Here is an 18960-nt window from a genome sequence, read left to right as displayed (position 1 = left end):
CACCCGGAATCGCCGGCACCACCCGGCGCGGCCCGTCGAACGCATGTTCGACCGACGTGCGAGACTGCTGCCATGGCCGGCGGCATGCACCCAGGCCGCTCCGGGCGTTCGCTCAGCGACCGGGCGGCCCGTTCCGGTGCACTGGCCCAGGGGGCCGCGGCACCTCGGCCCGCCCGTGCGGGCGCCCCCCGGCTGGACGGGCAGGCGGAGGCCGGCCGGCACTGCTGGGTGCACGACCCCCCGGAGGCGCCCGGCACGTGGCCGGGGCTGCTGGTGGAGTGGCAGCAGCGTGCCGGCGCCTGGCACGGCCGGGTGACCTACGCCGTTGCCGGTCCGCACGGGCCCGCACTGGTCGAGGCGTGGCTGCCGGCCGCCCGACTCGAGCCGCGGTGAGCTCCGTCCCGGTTAGCGGCCGCGGGTGGGGGCTATGGCTCCTGCCGACCGCATCCCGACAGACCGGAGGACGTCACGATGACCGATCCCCATGACCGCCCCACCCTCGACGACGTCATCACGCCGGAGGAGCACCCGACCCGGGACCGCACGCAGCACGCGAAGGACCCGCACCCGGCCGACGAGGTGCTGGAGTACCGCACCGAGAAGGAGCGGCAGGCCGTCGGCTCCGACGACGCCGACCCCGCGGGCGCCGACGTCCACTCGGCCACCGACTGACCGAGCGGTCGGCCCGGCCGGCGACGCCGGCGCGGCTGCGCGCCGGCGACGTCGCCGGCTGGCTGCTCAAGAGCACCCGGCCGCCGGCGTCCGTCGACGCGGCCTGGCTGCCCGGTACCACCCGCGACCTGGCGCGCTGCGTGCGCCGGAGCTACCGCCTCGACCTCGTCGCGGCCGGGCAGCCGGTGGTCCTGTGGGTGAGCGGGCGCGCCGCGGCCGGCGTCCACGCCGTCGGCCGGGTCACCGCCCCGGTCCACGAGACCGCGGACGGGCCGGTGCTGCCGGTCCGCCTGCTCCGCCTCGACACGCCGGTGGACCGCGCCGGGCTGCGGGCGGACCCGGCCTTCGCGGACGCCGAGGTGCTGCGCATGCCGGCCGGCAGCAACCCGTCGTGGCTGTCGAGCGCGCAGCTGTCCGCCGTCCTCGACCGGGTTCCCCGCGACCAGCTGGGATCATGGCTGCCGTGACTGCCCACCGCCTCCGCTGGGGCGCCCTCGCGTGGGTGCTGACCCTGCAGTTCTTCCTGGCGGAGGCGGTGGCCCAGGCCCGCTACGCCGGGCCCTACTCCCGCACGGACGACGTGATCAGCGCCCTGGGCGCCGCCGACTCCGCCGGCCGGCAGCTGATGAACGCCTCGTTCGTCGTGCAGGCCGCCCTCATGCTGGGCGGGGCCCTGCTGCTGCTTCCCGCGCTGCGTGGCGGGGCCGCCCGTGCGATGGCCGTGCTGCTCGGCGCCTCCGCCGCCGGTGTGCTGCTCGTGGGCGTCTTTCCCACCGACGGCAACGGCACGCTGCACGCGCTCGGGGCGGTCCTGCACCTGGTCGGCGGCGCCCTCGGGCTGATCGCCCTGGCCTACGCCGTGCGCCCCCTGTCGGAGGCACTCGGCACGACCGTGGTGCTGCTGGGCATCCTGGCCACCGCCGCGACCGCCTTCTTCCTGACCGGCGTCACCCGGTACCTCGGGGAAGGGGGCGTCGAGCGCGCCGCGGCATACCCGCTGCCGATCGCCCTGGCCCTCACCGGGCTGGGGCTGTGGTGGCTCGGCCGGCGCGGCGACGTCGCGCCCGCGGAGTCGTCCCTGCATGCGGCACGGGCGCAGGAGCAGGCGCGGCGGGCGGAGCAGGCGCGGGCACGCGACGAGGCCCTGGAGGCCGCCGCCGGCCGCGACCAGCGGACCGGCGCGACGAGCGGCGCCGACGGGGAGACGTCCGGCGACGGGGAGGACGCCGACCCGGAGGACCCGTGGGCGCCTCCCCACCGGCGCGGCTGAACGGCCGGGGTTCAGCCGGCCGGCTCGAACCAGACGAACCGCCACGGCTGCGTGTTGTGGATCGACGGCGCCCGCGTGGCAGCCGCCACCACCTGCGCCCAGTCCTGCTCCTCCACCACGAACCCTCCCCGCCGGTCTCCACGGAGGACCACCGGCGGTGGCCCCGGTGCGTGCCTACCCCATGGCCGCAGCCGTCCGCACACCCGGTCGTCGATCGGTCCGCCTACCGCTGACCGGCCGCTCCGGCCGGTGCCGGAGGAGCGCCGGCCGCGGGGACCAGCGCGGGCCGGGTCCGCCGCCGGGACACCGCCACGCCGGCCAGGCACACCGCACCGCCGGCCACCGCCAGCAGCGGGGGCGCCTCCCCCAGCAGCAGCCAGCTGAGCAGGACGACCAGCGGGGGCACCAGGTACGTGGTGACGCCGAGGCGACCGGCGTCCATCCGCGACAGCGCGTAGGCCCAGGTGCTGAAGGCCAGCGCCGTCGGCACGACACCGAGGTACACCATCCCGGCGACCGAGCCCGCGGGCGCGCGGCCGACATCGGTGACCAGGGCGCCGGCCCAGGGCAGGCAGGCGACCGCGCCGATCGCGCACGCCGTGAACGTGACCTGCAGCCCGGGCAGCCGCCGCAGCAGCGGCTTCTGGGCCACCACGCCCACCGCGTAGGTGACCGCCGCGACCACGCACAGCGCGACGCCGACCACATCGGCGTCCGCGCCGCGGGTCCCGACGCCGATCAGCACCACGCCACCGAAGGCGACGGTGATGCCGACGACCAGCCAGCGCGGGAAGCCCTCCCCGAGCCAGAAGCCGGCGAGCACGGCGATGAGGATCGGCCCGATGTTGACCAGCATCGCCGTCGTGCCGGCGTCCAGGTGCCGCTCGGCGGCGTTCAGCGCCAGGTTGTAGACGGCGAACCAGCCGATCCCGCAGACGGCCAGCAACCGCCACTCACCGGGCGTGGGGCGCACCCAGCCGCGGCGGGCGACGAGCAGGCCCAGCACCAGCCCGCCGATCAGCAGCCGGCCGAGGGCCAGCGCGCCGGGCGACAGGTCCTGGCCGACCGCGCGGATGCCCACGAAGGCCGATGCCCAGGCGAGCACGGTGACGACGACGGCGAGCAGCGTTCGCCCGTCCGGAGCAGTGGGAGTGGTCACGTCCGCAGAACCTAGGGCCGGCTGCCGACCCGATCCGGCGGTTTCCGGCCGCGGCACGTGACTGGCACCCGGCCGCCGGGAACTGGCAGGAACGCTGCGGTCCTCAGCCCCGCAGGTGCTCGGCCCACGTGCGCCGGCCACGCGCACCGCGGGTGGGCAGCGCCGCGCCGTCGCGCAGCGCCGTGCCGAGCCGGCCCGGAACGGGGGTCGCGATGACCCGCGCCCCCGGAGCGCGCACCTCTGCCCAGGTCCGCGCGAGGTCGGCCACCGAGTGCTCCTCGGGTCCGCCGAGCTCCACCACGCCGCCGGACGGCGGGGCGCTCACGCGCTCCACCAGGTGCGCCGCGGCGTCGGTGACGTCCACCGGCTGCACCCGCCAGCCCATGGGCACCGGCAGCAGCGGCCCGCGGCGCGCCGTGCCCAGCAGTTCGTCGACGAAGCCGTGGAACTGGGTGATGCGGACCAGCGTGACCGGCAGGCCCGAGGCCAGCAGCACCTGTTCGGCGGCGTACTTGGCCCGGTAGTAGCTCAGGGGAACCCGGTCCACCCCGACGATGGAGACGTACACGAGGTGCGGCGGCCGGGACCGGTCGACCGCCTCGACCAGCCGTCGGGTGCCGGCGACGTCGACCTCCCAGGGGTCGCCCCGGGGGGCGCTCGCCGCGTGCACCACCACCTCCGCCCGCGCCACCGCGTGCGCCAGGTCCCGCCCGGTGGCGAGGTCACCCCGCACCCCTCCCGGGCCGGCGCCCCGGCGCGACATCTGCCGCACCTGGTGCCCGGCGTCCCGCAGCTGCGGCACCAGGTGCCGCCCCAGGCGGCCCGTGCCGCCGGTGACCAGTACGTCCACGGGTGCAGTCTCCCCGGAGGCGCCACGTCTGCGCACGGAGCGGCCGACATCTCAGATACGAGATATCGTGTCCCGGTGACGCTCACCGACCTGCCTGCCGACGAAGCGATGCGGCGCATCGGGGCGCTCGTCCGCGACGCCCGCCGCCACCGGGGCCTCACCCAGCAACAGCTGGCCGAACGGCTGGGCACCAGCCAGAGCGCGGTCGCCCGCATCGAGCAGGGCAGCCAGAACCTCACGCTGGAGTTCCTGGGCCGCCTCTCCGCCGCGCTCGACAGCGAGCTCATCCGGCTGGGTCCCGCCGGGCCGGCACACCTGCGGGTGACCGGTGGGCGCCCCCTCCGCGGCCGGGTGGCGGTGAAGTCCTCCAAGAACGCCGCCGTCGCCCTGCTCTGCGCGGCGCTGCTGAACCGGGGGCGCACGACCCTGCGCAACGTGTCCCGCATCGTGGAGGTCGAGCGCATCCTCGACGTGCTGCGGTCCATCGGCGTCTCCGCGACCTGGGACGAGCAGGGGCACGACCTCACCCTCGTCGTCCCCGACGAGCTCGACCTCGACGGCATCGACGCCGACGCGGCCCGGCGGACCCGCAGCATCATCATGTTCCTGGGCCCGCTGCTGCACCGGGCCGGCGCGTTCCGGCTGCCCTACGCCGGCGGCTGCGACCTGGGGACGCGGACCGTGCAGCCGCACATGATCGCCCTCCGGCCGTTCGGGCTGGCCGTCGAGGCGCACGCCGGTGAGTACCAGGCCACGGTGGAGGGACCGGCCGCCGCGGATCGGACGATCGTGCTCACCGAGCGGGGGGACACCGTCACCGAGAACGCGCTCCTGGCCGCGGCCCGCACCGACGGCACCACCACCATCCGCAACGCGAGCTCCAACTACATGGTCCAGGACCTGTGCCTGTACCTGCAGTTGCTCGGCGTCGAGGTGACGGGCCTGGGGACGACGACGCTGGTGGTGCGCGGACGCCCCGTGCTCGACGCCGACGTCGACTACACGATCAGCGAGGACCCGGTGGAGGCGATGAGCCTGCTGACCGCCGGGATCGTCACGGGCTCGGAGCTGACCGTCACCCGGGCCCCGGTGGACTTCCTCGAGGTGGAGCTCGCGGTGCTCGCCGAGATGGGGCTGCGCTACGAGCTCTCCGCCGAGTACCTCGCCGACAACGGGCACACCCGGCTGGCCGACATCACCATCCACCCGTCGGAGCTGCGGGCGCCGCTGGACAAGGTGCACCCGATGCCGTTCCCGGGGCTCAACATCGACAACCTGCCGTTCTTCGCGGTGATCGCCGCCCAGGCGCAGGGGTCGACGCTGATCCACGACTGGGTCTACGACAACCGGGCGATCCACCTCTCCGACCTCACCCGGCTCGGCGCCGACGTCCGCCTGCTGGACCCGCACCGGGTGCTGGTCACCGGCCCGACCCGCTGGCGGGCCGCGGAGGTCGTCTGCCCGCCCGCGCTGCGCCCGGCGGTCTGCATACTGCTGGCGATGCTGGCGGCCAAGGGCACGTCGGTGCTGCGCAACGTCGACATCATCGCCCGCGGGTACGAGCAGCTCTACGAGCGGCTGGTCGAGATGGGCGCCGACATCGAGGTCTTCCGCGACTAACGGCCCCGTCCAGGGCACCGCCGCGAGCCTGCGAGCGGTGGAGAGGACGGGGTCCTTTCTCACCTCTCCTGGTCGGTGGGGCGGACGAGCACCTCGTTGACCGCGACGTGCGGCGGCTGGGTCACCAGGTAGAGGACGGCGCGGGCGATGTCCTCGGCGTGCAGCGCCCGCATGCTCGAGTACATCTGCACCGAGGCGGCCTTCGCCGCGGGCTGGGTGATGTGGTCGGTGAGCTCGGTGCTGACCGCGCCGGGCTCGACCAGGCCGATCCGCACCCCGCGGCCGGTGACCTCCTGGCGCAGCGACTCGCTGAAGGCGTTCACCGCCCACTTGCTGGCGTTGTACACCCCGGCGCCCTTGCGGGCCTGCCGCCCGGCGACGCTGGAGATGTTCACGATGTCGCCCGACCCCTGCTCGAGCATCCCGTCGAGGGCCGCGTGGGTCATGTAGAGCACGCCCATGACGTTGGTGTCGATCATCCGGCGCCAGTCCTCGGTGTCCGCCCCGGCGATCGTGCCCAGGAGCATGACGCCGGCGTTGTTCACCAGGACGTCGAGGCCGCCCAGTTCCGACCGGGTGCGCGCGACGGCATCGGCGCACGCCCGCTCGTCGGTGACGTCCAGGGCCAGCGGCAGCACCGCCGTCCCGCCGCCGCGCAGCCGACCGGCGAGCGCCTCGACCCGGTCGCTCCGCCGCGCTCCGAGGGCGACGGCAGCCCCGGCCCCGGCCAGGGCGACCGCCGTGGCCTCGCCGATCCCCGAGGACGCCCCCGTCACGAGGGCCACCGTGCCGGCGAGGGGACGATCGACCTGGGTCATGCGGACATCCTTCCCACGCAGCACCCGGCGGCGCACGTCGGCCGCGCAGCGCGGTCCTCAGAGGAGGGCGTCGAACCCGTCGTCGAGCGGGCCGAGGCCGCCGTCCAGCGGCGGGCGCGCCGGCTGGTCCAGGCCGCGCATGCGGGCGGCGTGCAGCGCCAGCAGGAGGTTCAGCCGCAGCGTCGGGTCGGTGGTGAACGGCCCGAGCATCCGTTCCAGCTTCCCGATCCGGTAGCGCATCGTGTTGTAGTGGAAGTGCAGCCGCCGGGCGGACTCCGCGACGTTCAGGTTCGTCTCCAGCAGCACCCGCAGGGTCTCCCGGAGGTCGGCGGCATCGGCGTCGACGGCGTCGGCCAGCGGGCCGAGCACCTCGTCGACGTAGGAACGCAGCTCGGTGCTGTCGGGGATCAGCGACAGCAGCCGGAACACCCCGAGCTGGTCGAAGTGGACGACCGACGACGCGCCGTGGATCTCCTGCCCGACACCGAGCGCGCGCTGCGCCTGCCGGTGCACCTCGGCCAGCTCCGAGAGCGATCCGGCCGGCCGGCCGATGCCGGTGCCCAGCAACCGGCCCACCCGGCGCAGCCGCCCGTTGACCCGAGACGTCACGGCGGAGACCAGGGCCGACAGCTCCTCCGGCGTGCGCCCGTCCAGGGGCAGCAGCGTCACGATCTCCGTGGCCAGCCCCGCGACGGCCGCGCCGGCCACCTCCGACTCCAACGCGGCGCGCCAGCCGTCGGCCAGCCGGTCCAGGACGTCGAGGGCGCGGGTGGGGTCGGCCGCCGCGTCGGCCACGGTCTCGGTGGCGGTCACCAGCACCGCGACCGGTCCGTCCAGCCGCCAGCCGAACGAGCGGGTGTAGGCCAGCGTCCGCTCGGTGTGGCCCACCGCGCCCCCCACCAGCCGGCGGACCAGGTCCCCCTGGAAACGCAGCTCCACCGAGTGGACGGCCTGCAGCCGGATCACCGACAGCGCGGCGATGACCGCGGCCCGCTCCAGCACGCCGCCGGCGCCCAGCATCATCGCGCCGGTCCGGTGGACGGCGACGAGCCAGCCGTGCCGCTGGTCGCCCGCCATGATCGGCGCCACCGCGTACTCGCCGATCCCGCCGGGCAGCTCGTGGTGCCCGGGCACGAGCAGGATGCCGTCGGCGGGTGAGAGGTCCGCGTTCAGGTCGGCCGGCGTGACCACCGTCTGGTCCGCGCGGACCCCGGAGAGCCGCAGCGACGGCGCCATGGCGGCCAGCTCGTCGTCGGCGGCGGCGTCGAGGAGCCACAGCCAGTCGCTGATCTCGGCGACGTCGTCGGCGGGGCCGGCGCTGGTGACGACCTCCCGGTCCGGGCCGAGGCCCAGCACCGCGGCGCCCTCGAGCATCACGGCGAGGCGCTGGGTCACCTCGGCCAGGCCGCCACCGGTGAGCGCCACCTCGGTGAACTCGTCGTCCATGCGCGAGGACAGGGCGAGGGCCTGCCCCTGCTTGGCGACGACGGCGCCCAGCACGCCGGAGACGACCTCGTCGAGCCGTGCCGTCGGCGGCAGCGCGAGCACCGGGAGACCGCGGCGCTCCGACTCGGCCAGGACCTCGGCGGGCAGCGGCGGTGGCCCGTCGACGCGCCGGTAGGCCAGCGCCGCGGTGCCGGCGGCCTCGAGCCGCTCGACCAGCGCCCGGCAGCTGGCCGGGTCGGCGGGAGGGAGGCGGGCGCCGAGGACGACGAGCACGTCGGGGCCCGCGGCGGCCAGCGGCTCCGCAGGGTCGTCGACGACCATGTGGCGGATCACCCGGCCGAGCCCGGCCGAGCCGCTGGTCACGGTGCTCCCCGCGAGGACGGGGAGGTCCAGCGCCTCCTCCACGGTCAGGCCCATCCGCTGCTGCCAGCTCGCGCGCTCGCCGCGCCGCTCGGCCCGGGGCGACTCGTCGACCGACCAGTTGCGACGGAACGGGGTGGTTCCACTACCGCGAGTAGACGCCAGGAGTGACGAATCACTCTGTGTCACAAGGCATCCCCTTCCAGTCGTCGTCCAGGGTGCCACACGGCAGCGGCCTGTCAGGTGTCCCCGGACGCCGCCATCCATTCTTGGCGACATCCGCCATAAGAGGGCGTGCGACGCGCCGCTTAGGTTCGACCTCGTTCCACCTGCTCGCTGGATCGTAGGCGCTCCGTGCAGGGGCGTGTGCACCCTCCTCGCGGCCGGTGGACCGAGGGGCGGAGCGCCGATCCACCGGCCTCCGTCGTCCCGAGGGGTGGAGGGCGGCCCATGCGCGCGATCGACGACACCGAGGTCCGGAGCGGCTCGAGCGGACACCTCGCCGGGCGGGGGCGCGCCGGCGTCCCGACGATCCCCCTGCCCCGGGAGTCGGCGCGAGCCGCCCGCACCCTGCCGACGGCGGCGCCGTCGGCGGTGCCCGCCGCGGCGAGCACCGCCGTCGCCGACGTGCTGCGCGGCCCCGTCCGCCCGGCGCGCGTGCTGCTGAGCCTCCCCGCCGCCCTCTACGTGCAGGTGGCCGGTGAGCGCGGCCTCGGTGAGGTCGTCGGCGTCCTGACCAGCGATGCGGCCCGGCTGCCGCTGGGCTGCGTCCTCTTCCGCCCGAGCAACGGGCGCCCGCTGACCGGGCTCCCGGCGGGCGCCCCCGCCGAGGTGGGGGCCGGGCGGATCGTCGTCGGGGACCTCGCGGTCAGCGCGTCGGCCTGGTGGGACCCGCGGCCGCGGCTGCCCGGTGGACGGCCCGCGCTCCTGCCCGAGGGGGTCCGGCAGCTGCGCACCGCCCTCTACGGCGAGGGCGTCCCGCACAGCGCCTTCACCCTGCCCGGGCTGCCCACGGGGCCCGGCGGCCCGCTGGCCGCCCTGCGCGGCGCGGTGCGTCGCGCCGACCTCGAGGCCGCGCTGCGCACCGCCACCCGGCTCATCGGCCTCGGCCCCGGGCTGACGCCGGCCGGTGACGACGTCGTGGCCGGGACGATCGCGGGCCTGGTGCTCCTCGGGCACCCGGCAGCGGAGCGCTTCGCCGCGGGCGTGTGCTCGCTGGCCGGTGGCCGCACCACCGAGCTGTCCCGCGCGCTCCTGCGGCACGCGGCAGCGGGGCAGGTCAGCGGTGAGTACGCCGCCGTGCTCCGCGGGCTGGTCGGCGAGCGCCCGCTCGGGCCGGCGATCGGCCGCCTGCTGGCCACCGGGGCCACCAGCGGCCGGGCCATGGCACTGGGTCTGTGCACCGCCATCGACCTGGTGGATCGCACCGCGCGCGTCCGCTGACCGGCGTCAGCCGAGCGGCGTCGCCGCCTCCCCCACCGGTACGGGCAGGACGGGACCCAGGGCGTCCCACTGCGCGATGCGGCAGCCGTCGACGCGGGACAGCTCCAGGTCGACCGGCGCGCCGTTCCAGCGCCCGGTGATGCGGGCCGTCTGCGGACCGCCGTACTGCTCGGTGCAGACCCGGTCGTCCGGCAGCGGCGCGAACGGCTCGGCCATGTCCTCGAGACGGGCGCAGGCCTCCTCCGCCCGCGGGTGGGTGCCCTCCGCGACGCCGGCGCAGGTCAGCGTCCAGGTCTCCGGCGGCGTCCCGTCCCCGCGGTCGACCACGATCCGCAGGTCGTTCGCCGCCTGCGCGATGCCCGACGGGCCACCGCCGGTCGCGTCGCGCCCGTCACCGGTCGACGACGCGTCCCCGTCGCCCCGCCCCGTGGCGCAGGCGCCGAGCACGAGCGCGGAGGCGAGGAGGGCGAGCAGCAGCAGGCGTCGCATGCCGGTGCAGACGAGCGACGCCGCCCTCGGGTTCCACCGCAGCCGGCGCCCGGCTGCTCGCCAGGAGGCCCCGAGCGGCGGGTCCGTCAGATCCGGGAGGCGTGGATGCTGGTGACGAGGATCGCCCGGGCACCGAGCTCCCACAGCTCGTCCATCACCCGGTTGGTCTCGGTGCGGGCGATCATGGCCCGCACCGCCGACCAGCCCGGGGTCTGCAGCGGGCTGACCGTCGGCCCCTCGATGCCCGGGGTGACCGCGGTGGCGCGGTCGAGCAGCTCGTTGGGGCAGTCGTAGTCGAGCATCACGTACTGCCGCGCGACCAGCACGCCGCGGAGCCGACGGCGCAGCTGCGCCACCGCGGGGATCTCCTCGGACCCTTCACGGCGCACGAGGATGGCCTCGCTGCTGAGCACGGGCTCCCCGATGATGTGCAGCCCGGCGGCGCGCAGCGTCGTCCCGGTCTCCACCACGTCGCAGACCGCGTCCGCGACGCCCAGCCGGCAGGCGGTCTCCACCGCGCCATCGAGCTTCACCACGTCGGCCTTGAGCCCCTGCTCGTCCAGGTAGCGCCGCAGGAGCACCGGGTAGGCGGTGGCGATCCGCTTGCCGGCCAGCTGCTCGACCTGCTGGATCGCCGACTCCACGGGGGTCGCGAACCGGAACGAGGAGCGGCCGAAGCCCAGCGGCATGTCCTCCACCGCGCTCGGGCCCTCACCATCGGCCGGGGCGGTCTCCAGCAGCATGTCCCGGCCCGTGATGCCCACGTCGAGCGTGCCGGCGGCCACGTACACCGCGATGTCGCGCGGGCGCAGGTAGAAGAACTCGGTGTCGCTGTCGGGGTCGTAGACGGCGAGGTCCTTGGTGCTGCGCCGCTGGCGGTAGCCGCTCTCGGCGAGCATCTCCGCCGCCGGCTCGCTCAGCACACCCTTGTTCGGCACGGCGACGCGCAGCACTTTCGATCTCCTGTGTCTCGGGGTGGATCAGAGGTGGGTGTAGACGTCGTCGAGCGTGAGGCCCCGCGCCAGCATGAGCACCTGCACCCGGTAGAGCAGCTGGCTGATCTCCTCGGCGGTGCGGTCGGCACCCTCGTGCTCGGCCGCCATCCAGGACTCGGCGGCCTCCTCCACGACCTTCTTGCCGGCTGCGTGCACGCCGTCCCGCACCGCGGCGACGGTGCCGGAGGCAGCATCCCCGGCGGCCACCTTGGCGGAGAGCTCGGCGAACAGGCTGTCGAAGGTCTTCACGACCGGGCCTCCTGACGGGCGGGGGTCGCGGAGAACCCGGTCTGCCGCTGCGGCGTCCGCAGCTCGCGGAGCACGAGCGCGGTCTGCAGCGCGGCGAGGGTGGCCTCCCAGCCCTTGTCCTCGGCCGAGCCGGGCAGGCCGGACCGGTCGCGGGCCTGCTGCTCGTCGTTGGTGGTGAGGACGCCGTTGCCCACCGGCTTGCCGGCGTCGAGGGCGACGCGGGTGAGCCCCGCGGTCACGGCATCGCAGACGTACTCGAAGTGGGGCGTCCCCCCGCGCACGACGACGCCGAGCGCGACGACGGCGTCGTGGCGCTCGGCCAGGGCCTGCGCCACGACGGGCAGCTCCACCGCGCCCGGCACGCGGACGACGGTCGGCGCGGGAACCCCGCAGGCCTCGGCGGCGGCGACGGCACGGTCCAGCAGCGTCCCGGTGATCTCGGCGTGCCACGTGGTGGCGACGATGCCCAGCGTCAGCCCGGCCGCGTCGACCGGGGTCGCCTGCGGCGCTCCGCTGCCGCTCATGCCGGCTGCTCGTCCTGGCCGAGGGGCACGTCGGTGCCCGGCACCGTCGTGGCGCCCGGGGCGTCGGCCGGACCGGACTCGGTCTCGGGCTCGATGATGTCGAGCAGGTGGCCCATCCGGTCGCGCTTGGTGCGCAGGTACCCGAGGTTCTCCGCGGTGACGTGGCTGGGCAGCGGCACCCGGCCGAGCACCCGCAGGCCGTAGCCCTCCAGGCCGGCGCGCTTGGCCGGGTTGTTGGTCAGCAACCGCATGGTGTGCACGCCCAGGTCGACGAGGATCTGCGCGCCGGTGCCGTAGTCGCGCGCGTCGGCGGGCAGCCCGAGGTCGAGGTTGGCGTCGACGGTGTCGACCCCCATGTCCTGCAGCTGGTAGGCCTGCAGCTTGTGCAGCAGGCCGATTCCCCGGCCCTCGTGCCCGCGGATGTAGAGCACGATGCCGCGGCCCTCCTGGGCGACGGCGGCGAGCGCGGCCTGCAGCTGGGGCCCGCAGTCGCAGCGCAGCGAGCCGAAGACGTCGCCGGTGAGGCACTCGGAGTGCACCCGCACCAGCACGTCCTCGCCGTCGCCGATGTCCCCGTAGACGAAGGCCACGTGCTCGCGCTCGTCGTAGGAGCTCGAGTAGCCGACGGCGGTGAACGTGCCGGGGGCCAGCGGCACGATCGCCTCGGCCACCCGCTCGACCAGCTTGTCGAACCGCTTGCGGTAGGCGATCAGGTCGGCGATCGAGATCATGCACAGGTCGTGCTCGTCGGCGAACAGCCGCAGCTCCTCGCTGCGGGCCATGCCGATCGGGTCCTTCTCGCTGACGATCTCGCAGAGCACGCCGGACGGGCGCAGCCCGGCCAGCAGCGCGAGGTCGACGGCGGCCTCGGTGTGCCCGGGGCGCCGCAGCACACCACCGTCGCGGGCCCGCAGCGGCACGACGTGGCCGGGCCGGGCGAGGTCGGCCGAGGTGGTCTCCGCGGCGGCGAGGGTGCGGATGGTGTGCGCGCGGTCGGCGGCGGAGATGCCGGTGGTGACGCCCTCCCGGGCGTCGACGGTGACCGTGTAGGCGGTACCGAGGCGGTCCTGGTTCACCCGGTGCATGGGCGGCAGGTCCAGCCGGTCGGCGTCGGCCTCGGTCACGGCCACGCAGATGTAGCCGGAGGTGTAGCGGACCATGAACGCCACCAGCTCCGGGGTGGCGAGCTCCGCGGCGAAGATGAGGTCGCCCTCGTTCTCGCGGTCCTCGTCGTCGACGACGACCACGGGCCGGCCGTCCTTGATGGCGGCGATGGCCGACTCGATGGAGTCCAGCCGGGTGCGGGGCTCGTTCATGCGCGGGCCCCCAGCAGACGTTCCACGTACTTGGCGATCACGTCGACCTCCAGGTTGACGGGCTCCCCCGGGGCGCGCGCGCCGAGCGTGGTCTCGCGGAGAGTGGTGGGGATGAGGCTGACCTCGAACCAGGGTTCGGCGTCGGTCGCTGCGCTGACCGCGCTGACGGTCAGCGAGACGCCGTCGACGGCGATGGAGCCCTTCTCGACGACGTAGCGGGCGAGCCCGGTGGGCAGGCCGATGCGCACGACCTCCCAGTGCTCCGCCGGCGTGCGGGACAGGATCTGGCCCACGCCGTCGACGTGGCCCTGCACGATGTGCCCGCCCAGGCGGGTGTGCGGCGCGACGGCGCGCTCCAGGTTGACCGGTGCGCCCTCGGCGACGGCGTCCAGGCTGCTTCGGCGCAGCGTCTCGGCCATCACGTCGGTGGTCCACACACCGGCGCCGTCCACGCTCGGCTGGACGCCGGTGACGGTGAGGCAGACGCCGTTGACGGCGATGGAGTCGCCCAGCGAGACGTCGGTCAGGACGGTGCGGGCGCGGATGCTGAGGACGGCGGAGTCGCCCTGGTCCTCGCGCCGGGCCAGGGTGCCCACCTCCTCGACGATGCCGGTGAACACCTCAGCTCCCTCCGTCCGTGCCGGTCCCGCCGGTGCGGGTGCCGCCCTCAGTGTGCCCGGTGGGGTGCAGCCGGATCTGCACGTCCCCACCCAACGGGAGGACGTCGGCGACCGAGTAGGACAGCGCCGCGCCGATCCCGGTGATTCCCAGGTCGCCGACGAGCGAGGGACCGGCGCCCAGCAGCTTCGGCGCGAGGTGCACGACGGCCTCGTCGACCAGGCCCGCCCGCAGGAACGCGGCAGCGAGCGTCGGGCCGCCCTCGAGCAGCACCCGGCGGACGTCGCGGGCGAACAGCTCGGCGAGCAGCTCGGCCGGGCTCCCGGCGCGACTGACCAGCGTGGGCGCGGCGTCGTCGAGCACCCGGGCCGAGGCCGGCAGCCGGTCCCGGCGGTCGACGACCACCCGGAGCGGTTGCCGGTCGGCGTCCCGGCCGTCCTCGTCGCGCACGGTGAGCTGCGGGTCGTCGGTGAGGGCGGTGCCGGAACCGACGACGACGGCGTCGCAGCCGGCCCGCAGCCGGTGCACCTCGGCCCGCGCCTCGGGCCCGGTGATCCAGCGGCTGCTGCCGTCGGCCGCGGCGACGCGACCGTCCAGCGTGGTCGCCACCTTCCAGATCACGTACGGCCGCTGTTCGCGGACCCCGGTCAGCCACCCGGCGAGCGCCCCGCGCTCGGCCGCGTCCCGCTCGACACCGACGACCACCTCGACCCCGGCGGCGCGCAGCCGTTCCGCGCCCCCACCGGCCAGCTCGGTCGGCTCGGGCACGGCGACGACGACCCGCGCGATGCCGGCGGCCAGCAGCGCATCGGCGCACGGACCGGTGCGCCCGGTGTGCGCGCACGGCTCCAGCGTGACGACGGCGGTGCCGCCGCGGGCCCGCTCACCGGCCTGGGCCAGGGCGCGCACCTCGGCGTGCGGACCGCCGGGCGGGGCGGTGGCCCCCTCCCCCACGACGCTGCCGTCGGCGGCCAGGACCACCGCGCCCACCGCGGGGTTGGGGCTCGTCGTGCCGAGGACCGCGACGCCGAGCTCCCGGGCGCGGGCCATCCCGCGCAGTTCGGCCAGGGAGGCGCTCACCCGGGCATCGCCGCGGCGGCCTGCGCGCGCAGCGCGGCGATCGCCTTCCCGGGGTCGTCGGCGCCGTAGACCGCCGACCCGGCGACGAACATGTCCACCCCTGCCTCGGCGGCCTGCTCGATGGTGTCGGCGTTGATGCCGCCGTCGATCTCCACGAGGAGGGTCAGCTCGCCGGCGTCCACGAGCTCCCGGGCCCGCCGCACCTTGGGCAGCACGTCGGCGATGAACGACTGCCCGCCGAAGCCGGGCTCCACGCTCATGACCAGCAGGGTGTCGAAGTCGGCGAGGACGTCGAGGTAGTCCTCCAGGGGCGTGCCCGGCTTGATCGCCAGCCCGGCCAGCGCGCCCGCGGCGCGCAGGTCCCGGGCCACCGCCCGCGGATCGGTGCAGGCCTCCGCGTGCACGGTGACGTTGCGCGCCCCGGCCTCGGCGTACCCCGGCGCCCAGCGCTCGGGGTGCTCAATCATGAGGTGGCAGTCCAGGGGCACGGGGCTGACCCGCTCGATCGCCTGGACGACCGGGAGCCCCAGGGTCAGGTTCGGCACGAAGTGCGCGTCCATGACGTCGACGTGCAGCCAGTCCGCGTCGGCCACGCGCGCCACCTCGTCGGCCAGGCGGGCGAAGTCCGCGGACAGCAGGCTGGGCGCGATCAACGGTTGCCGGGGCACGTCCGCCGAGTCTAGGTGGCGGCCACGTGCCGGAACCCGATCCCTCCGCCGGTCGTCAGCCACGTAGGGGCGCGAACGCCGTGGCCCGCTTGCACGGGAGGAGCACCATGCCGACACCCGCCCTCGTCGTCCTCGTCCTCGTCGTCTGGATAGCCGTGGGTTGTGGTGCCGCCCTCTTCCTCGGCCGCCGGGGTTACCGCGATCCCCAGTGGTACTTCCTCGGCGCCGTCCTCGGGCCGCTGTTCGTGCCGGTGGCGATCGAGCGCGGGCGGCGCGAGCACCGGGTGGTCGAGCGGACACCGCTCGCGGACGCCGAGTCCGCGCGGGCCGACGGCGCGGTGACGGTCGTCGTGGGCGTCGACGGGTCCGCGGAGTCCGACCGGTCGCTGCGGGACGCGGCACAGCTCTTCTCCGGCGACGGCACCCGGGTGGTGCTCGTGATGGCGGTCGACCCCGACGTCGTCGAGTTCGCCGACCGCACCGAGCGGGACCGGTGCCGCGGCCTGCTGGAGGAGCGGACCACCTGGTTCTCCGGGGCCAGGCCGGTCGTCGAGCTGGTGAGCGGCCGGCCGGGCTCGGCGCTGCTGGAGGTGGCCGGCCAGGAGGACGCCGACGTCGTCGTCGTGGGCCGGCGGGGCCGCGGCCTGTCCCACCGCATGCTCGGCAGCGTCGCCGAGCACGTCACCCACCACTCCCCCGTGCCGGTGCTGCTCGCCGGCCCCGTCGCCGGGCGGTGACCGGGCGGTGACCGGGCAACCGTTCCACGGTCCGGCGCAGGCGACCGGGACCAGCCGGTCCGGCGCGTCCACCGCGCGGACCCGGCCCCTGCCGGCCGAGGATGCCGCCGCGGCGGTGCGCGAGCGGGCCCGGCACGAGCTCCGCATGCTCGCGGGTGGCCTGCCGCCCTTCGCGGTCGGCTTCGCTCTGCTGCGGCTGGAGCCGGCGAGCTGGTCCACGGGCACGTGGACCGCCGTAGCCGCTGGTGCCCTCGTCCTGGCGCTCCTGGGATGGGGTCTCCTGGGGACCGAGCGCGGCCGGCAACGGCAGCAGGAGCGCCTGCTGGCCGAATACGCCGTCGTCCACCACAGGGACCCGGGGCCGGGCCGGCGAGCGCGAGCCGACCACGTGGCGGACCGGATGGCGCGCCAGCGGTTCTTCGCCCGGGTAGGCGTCCCGGCCATCATCGGCATCCACGTGGTCCTGGGCGACTGGGATGAGCTCGGGACCACGGTCCCGGGCGCCGTCCTGGTGACGATCGCGGGCGTGGTCCTCCTGGTGGACAGCACCACCCAGGCCCGGGCCGGCCGTCGCTGGCTCGCCGACCCGCCCGGACCTGCCCGCAGCTGACCGGCCGGCCCACCGCCACGTGTCCGTCGCACACGACCGGGTAGGGCCAGATCCATGGCTTCCGACACCACCGCCCCCGAGCGCTACGACGGCTTCGACCGCATGCCGATCGGCGGCACCTGGCGCGCCGGGCGCGCCGGGAAGACCGCCACCGACACCGATCCCTACACCGGCGAGACGCTGACCGAGATCCCGCTGGCGAACGCCGAGGATCTCGACGAGGCGTACGCGACCGCCAAGCAGGCGCAGCGCGAGTGGGCGGCCCGGCTGCCCAGCGACCGCGCCGACGTGATGCGCCGCGCCGCCCGGATCATGGAGGCGCGCAAGGACGAGATCGTCGACTGGCACATCCGCGAGAGCGGGGCCGCGGCACCGGCCGCCGAGTTCGAGTTCGCGATCACCCTGCGGGACTTCCACGAGGCGTCGTCCTACCCGTACCGGATGGAGGGCCGGATCCTGCCGGCCGACATCGAGGGCAAGGAGAGCCGGGTCTACCGCCGCCCGGTGGGCGTGGTGGCCGTGATCAGCCCCTGGAACGTCCCGATGCACCTGTCCAACCGCTCGGTCGCGCCCGCCCTGGCGCTCGGGAACGCCGTCGTCCTCAAGCCGGCCGGCGACACCCCGGTGACCGGCGGCCTCCTGCTGGCCAAGGTCTACGAGGAGGCCGGGCTGCCGCCGGGGCTGCTGTCGGTCGTCATCGGCGCCGGGCGCGACATCGGGGACGCGATCGTCAGCCACCCCACGCCGCGCGTCGTCTCCTTCACCGGGTCCACCCCGGTGGGCAAGGGCATCGCCGAGAAGGCGGGGTTGAAGAAGCTCTCGCTCGAGCTGGGCGGCAACGGCCCGCTGGTGGTGCTCGACGACGCCGACCTGGAATACGCCGTCGACGCCGCCGTGTTCGGCAAGTTCTTCCACCAGGGCCAGGTGTGCATGATCACCAACCGGATCGTGGTGGACGCCGCGGTGCACGACGAGTTCGTCGACCGCTACGTGGAGCGGGTGCGCGGGCTCAAGGCCGGCGACCCCCGCGAGGGCGACACCGTGATCGGCCCGATCATCAACGGCAAGCAGCTCGAGGGGATCCAGGAGAAGGTCGCCCAGGCGCGCGAGGACGGCGCCGACCAGCTGCTCGGCGGCGACCCGACCGGGCCGATCGGCTCGGTGCTGCCGCCGCACGTGCTGCTGGGGACGAACGACGTCGCCACCGCCCGGCAGGAGGTCTTCGGCCCGGTCGCGACGATCATCCGCGCCCGCGACGAGGCCGACGCGCTGGCGATCGCCAACGACACCGAGTACGGGCTCTCCAGCGCCGTCTTCACCCGGGACACCCTGCGCGGCGTCAACTTCGCGCTGCAGGTGGAGGCGGGCATGACCCACGTCAACGACTCCCCGCTCAACGACGAGAACAACACCGCGTTCGGCGGCGAGAAGGACTCGGGGCTCGGCCGGTTCGGCGGTGAGTGGGCGATCGAGGAGTTCACCACCGACCACTGGATCAGCGTCCAGCACACCCGGCGGCAGTTCCCCTTCTGACGGTCGGCCGGGTGGCCTCCCCGTGGGGCCACCCGGCGCCACAACCGAACGGCCCGGTGATCGGGCTGCTGGCGGGGCTGGTCGCCGGGCTGACCGGTCGACCCGCGCGCGGCGTCGACCTGCTGAAACTGTCGTACCCCCGTCCTAACCTGCGGGTATGTCGGTGGTCGGGTTCGCGGTCGGGGTGACCGTGATGCCGGTGAGCCCGCCGTCGGAGTGGGAGCTGGCCGACCCTGATCCGTTGCCGCGGTTGGGTGAACCGTTGAGCGCGTGGTTGCCGGCCCGGCGGGGTGCGGCGGAGGCGGCGGAGCTGCTGGGTCAGATCGTGGCCGCGGAGGCGCAGTTGGCGGCGCTGCGGGCGGAGCTGGTGATGGACCTGGCCGCGGCGCGCCCGGCTCCGGCCGATCCGCTGCCCGGCGGCGAGCGCGCCGGCACCGTGGGGCCGCCAGAGGTCAGTGAGTTCGTGCCCGATGAGCTGGCCGCGGTGCAGAACTGCAGCCGCA

22 protein-coding genes and 1 pseudogene are annotated in these 18960 nt (G+C 75.3%); 10 read left to right on the top strand and 13 right to left on the bottom strand.

What is annotated here, in order from left to right; all coding sequences use genetic code 11:
* Positions 1–72 precede the first annotated feature (72 nt).
* The 4 genes from ACI799_RS13220 to ACI799_RS13205 all read left to right on the top strand — a co-directional run bounded on the left by ACI799_RS13220 (position 73) and on the right by ACI799_RS13205 (position 1942).
* Complete coding sequence (locus ACI799_RS13220) at positions 73–393, top strand: hypothetical protein (RefSeq protein ID WP_456613251.1); 321 nt, start codon at positions 73–75, stop codon at positions 391–393.
* 78 nt (positions 394–471) lie between these two features.
* The gene (locus tag ACI799_RS13215; RefSeq protein WP_456588704.1) at positions 472–672 is read left to right on the top strand and encodes a hypothetical protein; all 201 of its coding nucleotides are present in this window, start codon (positions 472–474) and stop codon (positions 670–672) included.
* Between the two features lie 140 nt (positions 673–812).
* Positions 813–1139 (top strand): hypothetical protein, encoded by a 327-nt coding sequence (locus ACI799_RS13210; RefSeq protein WP_456588703.1) that lies wholly within the window; start codon positions 813–815, stop codon positions 1137–1139.
* Entirely contained in the window at positions 1127–1942 is an 816-nt protein-coding gene (locus tag ACI799_RS13205; protein ID WP_456613250.1) for a DUF998 domain-containing protein, read from the top strand. The genes ACI799_RS13210 and ACI799_RS13205 overlap by 13 nt, the downstream gene beginning before the upstream one ends.
* An 11-nt stretch (positions 1943–1953) precedes the next feature.
* Here the strand turns inward: ACI799_RS13205 and ACI799_RS13200 are convergent, their stop codons facing one another.
* From ACI799_RS13200 to ACI799_RS13190, 3 genes are all read right to left on the bottom strand, one after another.
* Entirely contained in the window at positions 1954–2061 is a 108-nt protein-coding gene (locus tag ACI799_RS13200; protein WP_456613249.1) for a nitroreductase family protein, read from the bottom strand.
* 104 nt (positions 2062–2165) lie between these two features.
* Complete coding sequence (locus tag ACI799_RS13195) at positions 2166–3101, bottom strand: DMT family transporter (RefSeq protein WP_456613248.1); 936 nt, start codon at positions 3099–3101, stop codon at positions 2166–2168.
* Positions 3102–3204: 103 nt separating this feature from the next.
* Entirely contained in the window at positions 3205–3951 is a 747-nt protein-coding gene (locus tag ACI799_RS13190) for an SDR family oxidoreductase (protein ID WP_456588699.1), read from the bottom strand.
* Between the two features lie 75 nt (positions 3952–4026).
* Between ACI799_RS13190 and ACI799_RS13185 the strand changes: the two genes are divergently transcribed.
* Positions 4027–5571 (top strand): helix-turn-helix domain-containing protein, encoded by a 1545-nt coding sequence (locus tag ACI799_RS13185; protein WP_456599378.1) that lies wholly within the window; start codon positions 4027–4029, stop codon positions 5569–5571.
* Positions 5572–5630: 59 nt separating this feature from the next.
* On the opposite strand, the gene ACI799_RS13180 is transcribed toward ACI799_RS13185, so the two are convergent.
* Positions 5631–6389, bottom strand: coding sequence for an SDR family NAD(P)-dependent oxidoreductase (locus tag ACI799_RS13180; RefSeq protein WP_456613247.1), 759 nt, complete (start codon positions 6387–6389; stop codon positions 5631–5633).
* A gap of 57 nt (positions 6390–6446) precedes the next feature.
* A complete protein-coding gene (locus tag ACI799_RS13175) occupies positions 6447–8252 on the bottom strand; it encodes a PucR family transcriptional regulator (RefSeq protein WP_456588696.1) in 1806 nt (601 codons plus the stop codon).
* A gap of 393 nt (positions 8253–8645) precedes the next feature.
* On the opposite strand from ACI799_RS13175, the gene ACI799_RS13170 reads away from it, so the two are divergent.
* On the top strand, positions 8646–9638 hold the full coding sequence (locus ACI799_RS13170) for a DUF2877 domain-containing protein (RefSeq protein ID WP_456588695.1): 993 nt from the start codon (positions 8646–8648) through the stop codon (positions 9636–9638).
* Positions 9639–9644: 6 nt separating this feature from the next.
* On the opposite strand, the gene ACI799_RS13165 is transcribed toward ACI799_RS13170, so the two are convergent.
* The 8 genes from ACI799_RS13165 to rpe form a co-directional block, all read right to left on the bottom strand.
* Complete coding sequence (locus ACI799_RS13165) at positions 9645–10127, bottom strand: SSI family serine proteinase inhibitor (protein WP_456599376.1); 483 nt, start codon at positions 10125–10127, stop codon at positions 9645–9647.
* 86 nt (positions 10128–10213) lie between these two features.
* A complete protein-coding gene (gene hisG / locus ACI799_RS13160; protein WP_456588693.1) occupies positions 10214–11080 on the bottom strand; it encodes an ATP phosphoribosyltransferase in 867 nt (288 codons plus the stop codon).
* A 27-nt stretch (positions 11081–11107) separates the two neighbouring features.
* Positions 11108–11371 carry a phosphoribosyl-ATP diphosphatase gene (locus ACI799_RS13155; protein ID WP_456588692.1) on the bottom strand — a complete coding sequence of 88 codons (264 nt, stop codon included), beginning with the start codon at positions 11369–11371 and terminating at the stop codon, positions 11108–11110.
* Complete coding sequence (ribH, locus tag ACI799_RS13150; RefSeq protein ID WP_456588691.1) at positions 11368–11895, bottom strand: 6,7-dimethyl-8-ribityllumazine synthase; 528 nt, start codon at positions 11893–11895, stop codon at positions 11368–11370. Before ribH ends, ACI799_RS13155 begins: the two co-directional genes overlap by 4 nt.
* Entirely contained in the window at positions 11892–13211 is a 1320-nt protein-coding gene (locus ACI799_RS13145; RefSeq protein WP_456588690.1) for a bifunctional 3,4-dihydroxy-2-butanone-4-phosphate synthase/GTP cyclohydrolase II, read from the bottom strand. Before ACI799_RS13145 ends, ribH begins: the two co-directional genes overlap by 4 nt.
* Positions 13208–13831: a riboflavin synthase gene (locus ACI799_RS13140; RefSeq protein WP_456599375.1), complete on the bottom strand. Its 624-nt coding sequence runs from the start codon at positions 13829–13831 to the stop codon at positions 13208–13210. Before ACI799_RS13140 ends, ACI799_RS13145 begins: the two co-directional genes overlap by 4 nt.
* Before the next feature lies 1 nt (position 13832).
* Positions 13833–14909 (bottom strand): bifunctional diaminohydroxyphosphoribosylaminopyrimidine deaminase/5-amino-6-(5-phosphoribosylamino)uracil reductase RibD, encoded by a 1077-nt coding sequence (gene ribD, locus ACI799_RS13135; RefSeq protein ID WP_456613246.1) that lies wholly within the window; start codon positions 14907–14909, stop codon positions 13833–13835.
* Positions 14906–15577, bottom strand: a complete 672-nt coding sequence (rpe, locus tag ACI799_RS13130) for a ribulose-phosphate 3-epimerase (protein WP_456588687.1) — start codon at positions 15575–15577, stop codon at positions 14906–14908. The genes ribD and rpe overlap by 4 nt, the downstream gene beginning before the upstream one ends.
* A 107-nt stretch (positions 15578–15684) precedes the next feature.
* On the opposite strand from rpe, the gene ACI799_RS13125 reads away from it, so the two are divergent.
* From ACI799_RS13125 to ACI799_RS13110, 4 genes and pseudogenes are all read left to right on the top strand, one after another.
* Positions 15685–16314, top strand: a complete 630-nt coding sequence (locus ACI799_RS13125; RefSeq protein ID WP_456588686.1) for a universal stress protein — start codon at positions 15685–15687, stop codon at positions 16312–16314.
* A gap of 7 nt (positions 16315–16321) precedes the next feature.
* Entirely contained in the window at positions 16322–16924 is a 603-nt protein-coding gene (locus ACI799_RS13120) for a hypothetical protein (RefSeq protein WP_456599373.1), read from the top strand.
* A gap of 54 nt (positions 16925–16978) precedes the next feature.
* On the top strand, positions 16979–18457 hold the full coding sequence (locus ACI799_RS13115) for an aldehyde dehydrogenase family protein (RefSeq protein WP_456599372.1): 1479 nt from the start codon (positions 16979–16981) through the stop codon (positions 18455–18457).
* Between the two features lie 157 nt (positions 18458–18614).
* Positions 18615–18960 (top strand): annotated as a pseudogene (locus ACI799_RS13110) (hypothetical protein); the annotation flags it as partial.

This window comes from Blastococcus sp. SYSU DS0753, assembly GCF_054051175.1.
Note: the sequence above shows the minus strand (reverse complement) of the source record. Positions and strands in the feature narration are given on the sequence as shown.

Coding starts and splice junctions, on each gene's coding strand:
- ACI799_RS13170 (WP_456588695.1), top strand. CDS start 8,646: ATGCGCGCGATCGACGACACCGAGGTCCGGAGCGGCTCGAGCGGACAC.
- ACI799_RS13115 (WP_456599372.1), top strand. CDS start 16,979: ATGGCTTCCGACACCACCGCCCCCGAGCGCTACGACGGCTTCGACCGC.
- ribH (WP_456588691.1), bottom strand. CDS start 11,895: ATGAGCGGCAGCGGAGCGCCGCAGGCGACCCCGGTCGACGCGGCCGGG.
- ACI799_RS13220 (WP_456613251.1), top strand. CDS start 73: ATGGCCGGCGGCATGCACCCAGGCCGCTCCGGGCGTTCGCTCAGCGAC.
- ACI799_RS13165 (WP_456599376.1), bottom strand. CDS start 10,127: ATGCGACGCCTGCTGCTGCTCGCCCTCCTCGCCTCCGCGCTCGTGCTC.
- ACI799_RS13215 (WP_456588704.1), top strand. CDS start 472: ATGACCGATCCCCATGACCGCCCCACCCTCGACGACGTCATCACGCCG.
- ACI799_RS13145 (WP_456588690.1), bottom strand. CDS start 13,211: ATGAACGAGCCCCGCACCCGGCTGGACTCCATCGAGTCGGCCATCGCC.
- ACI799_RS13205 (WP_456613250.1), top strand. CDS start 1,127: ATGGCTGCCGTGACTGCCCACCGCCTCCGCTGGGGCGCCCTCGCGTGG.
- ACI799_RS13180 (WP_456613247.1), bottom strand. CDS start 6,389: ATGACCCAGGTCGATCGTCCCCTCGCCGGCACGGTGGCCCTCGTGACG.
- ACI799_RS13175 (WP_456588696.1), bottom strand. CDS start 8,252: ATGGGCCTGACCGTGGAGGAGGCGCTGGACCTCCCCGTCCTCGCGGGG.
- ACI799_RS13125 (WP_456588686.1), top strand. CDS start 15,685: ATGCCGACACCCGCCCTCGTCGTCCTCGTCCTCGTCGTCTGGATAGCC.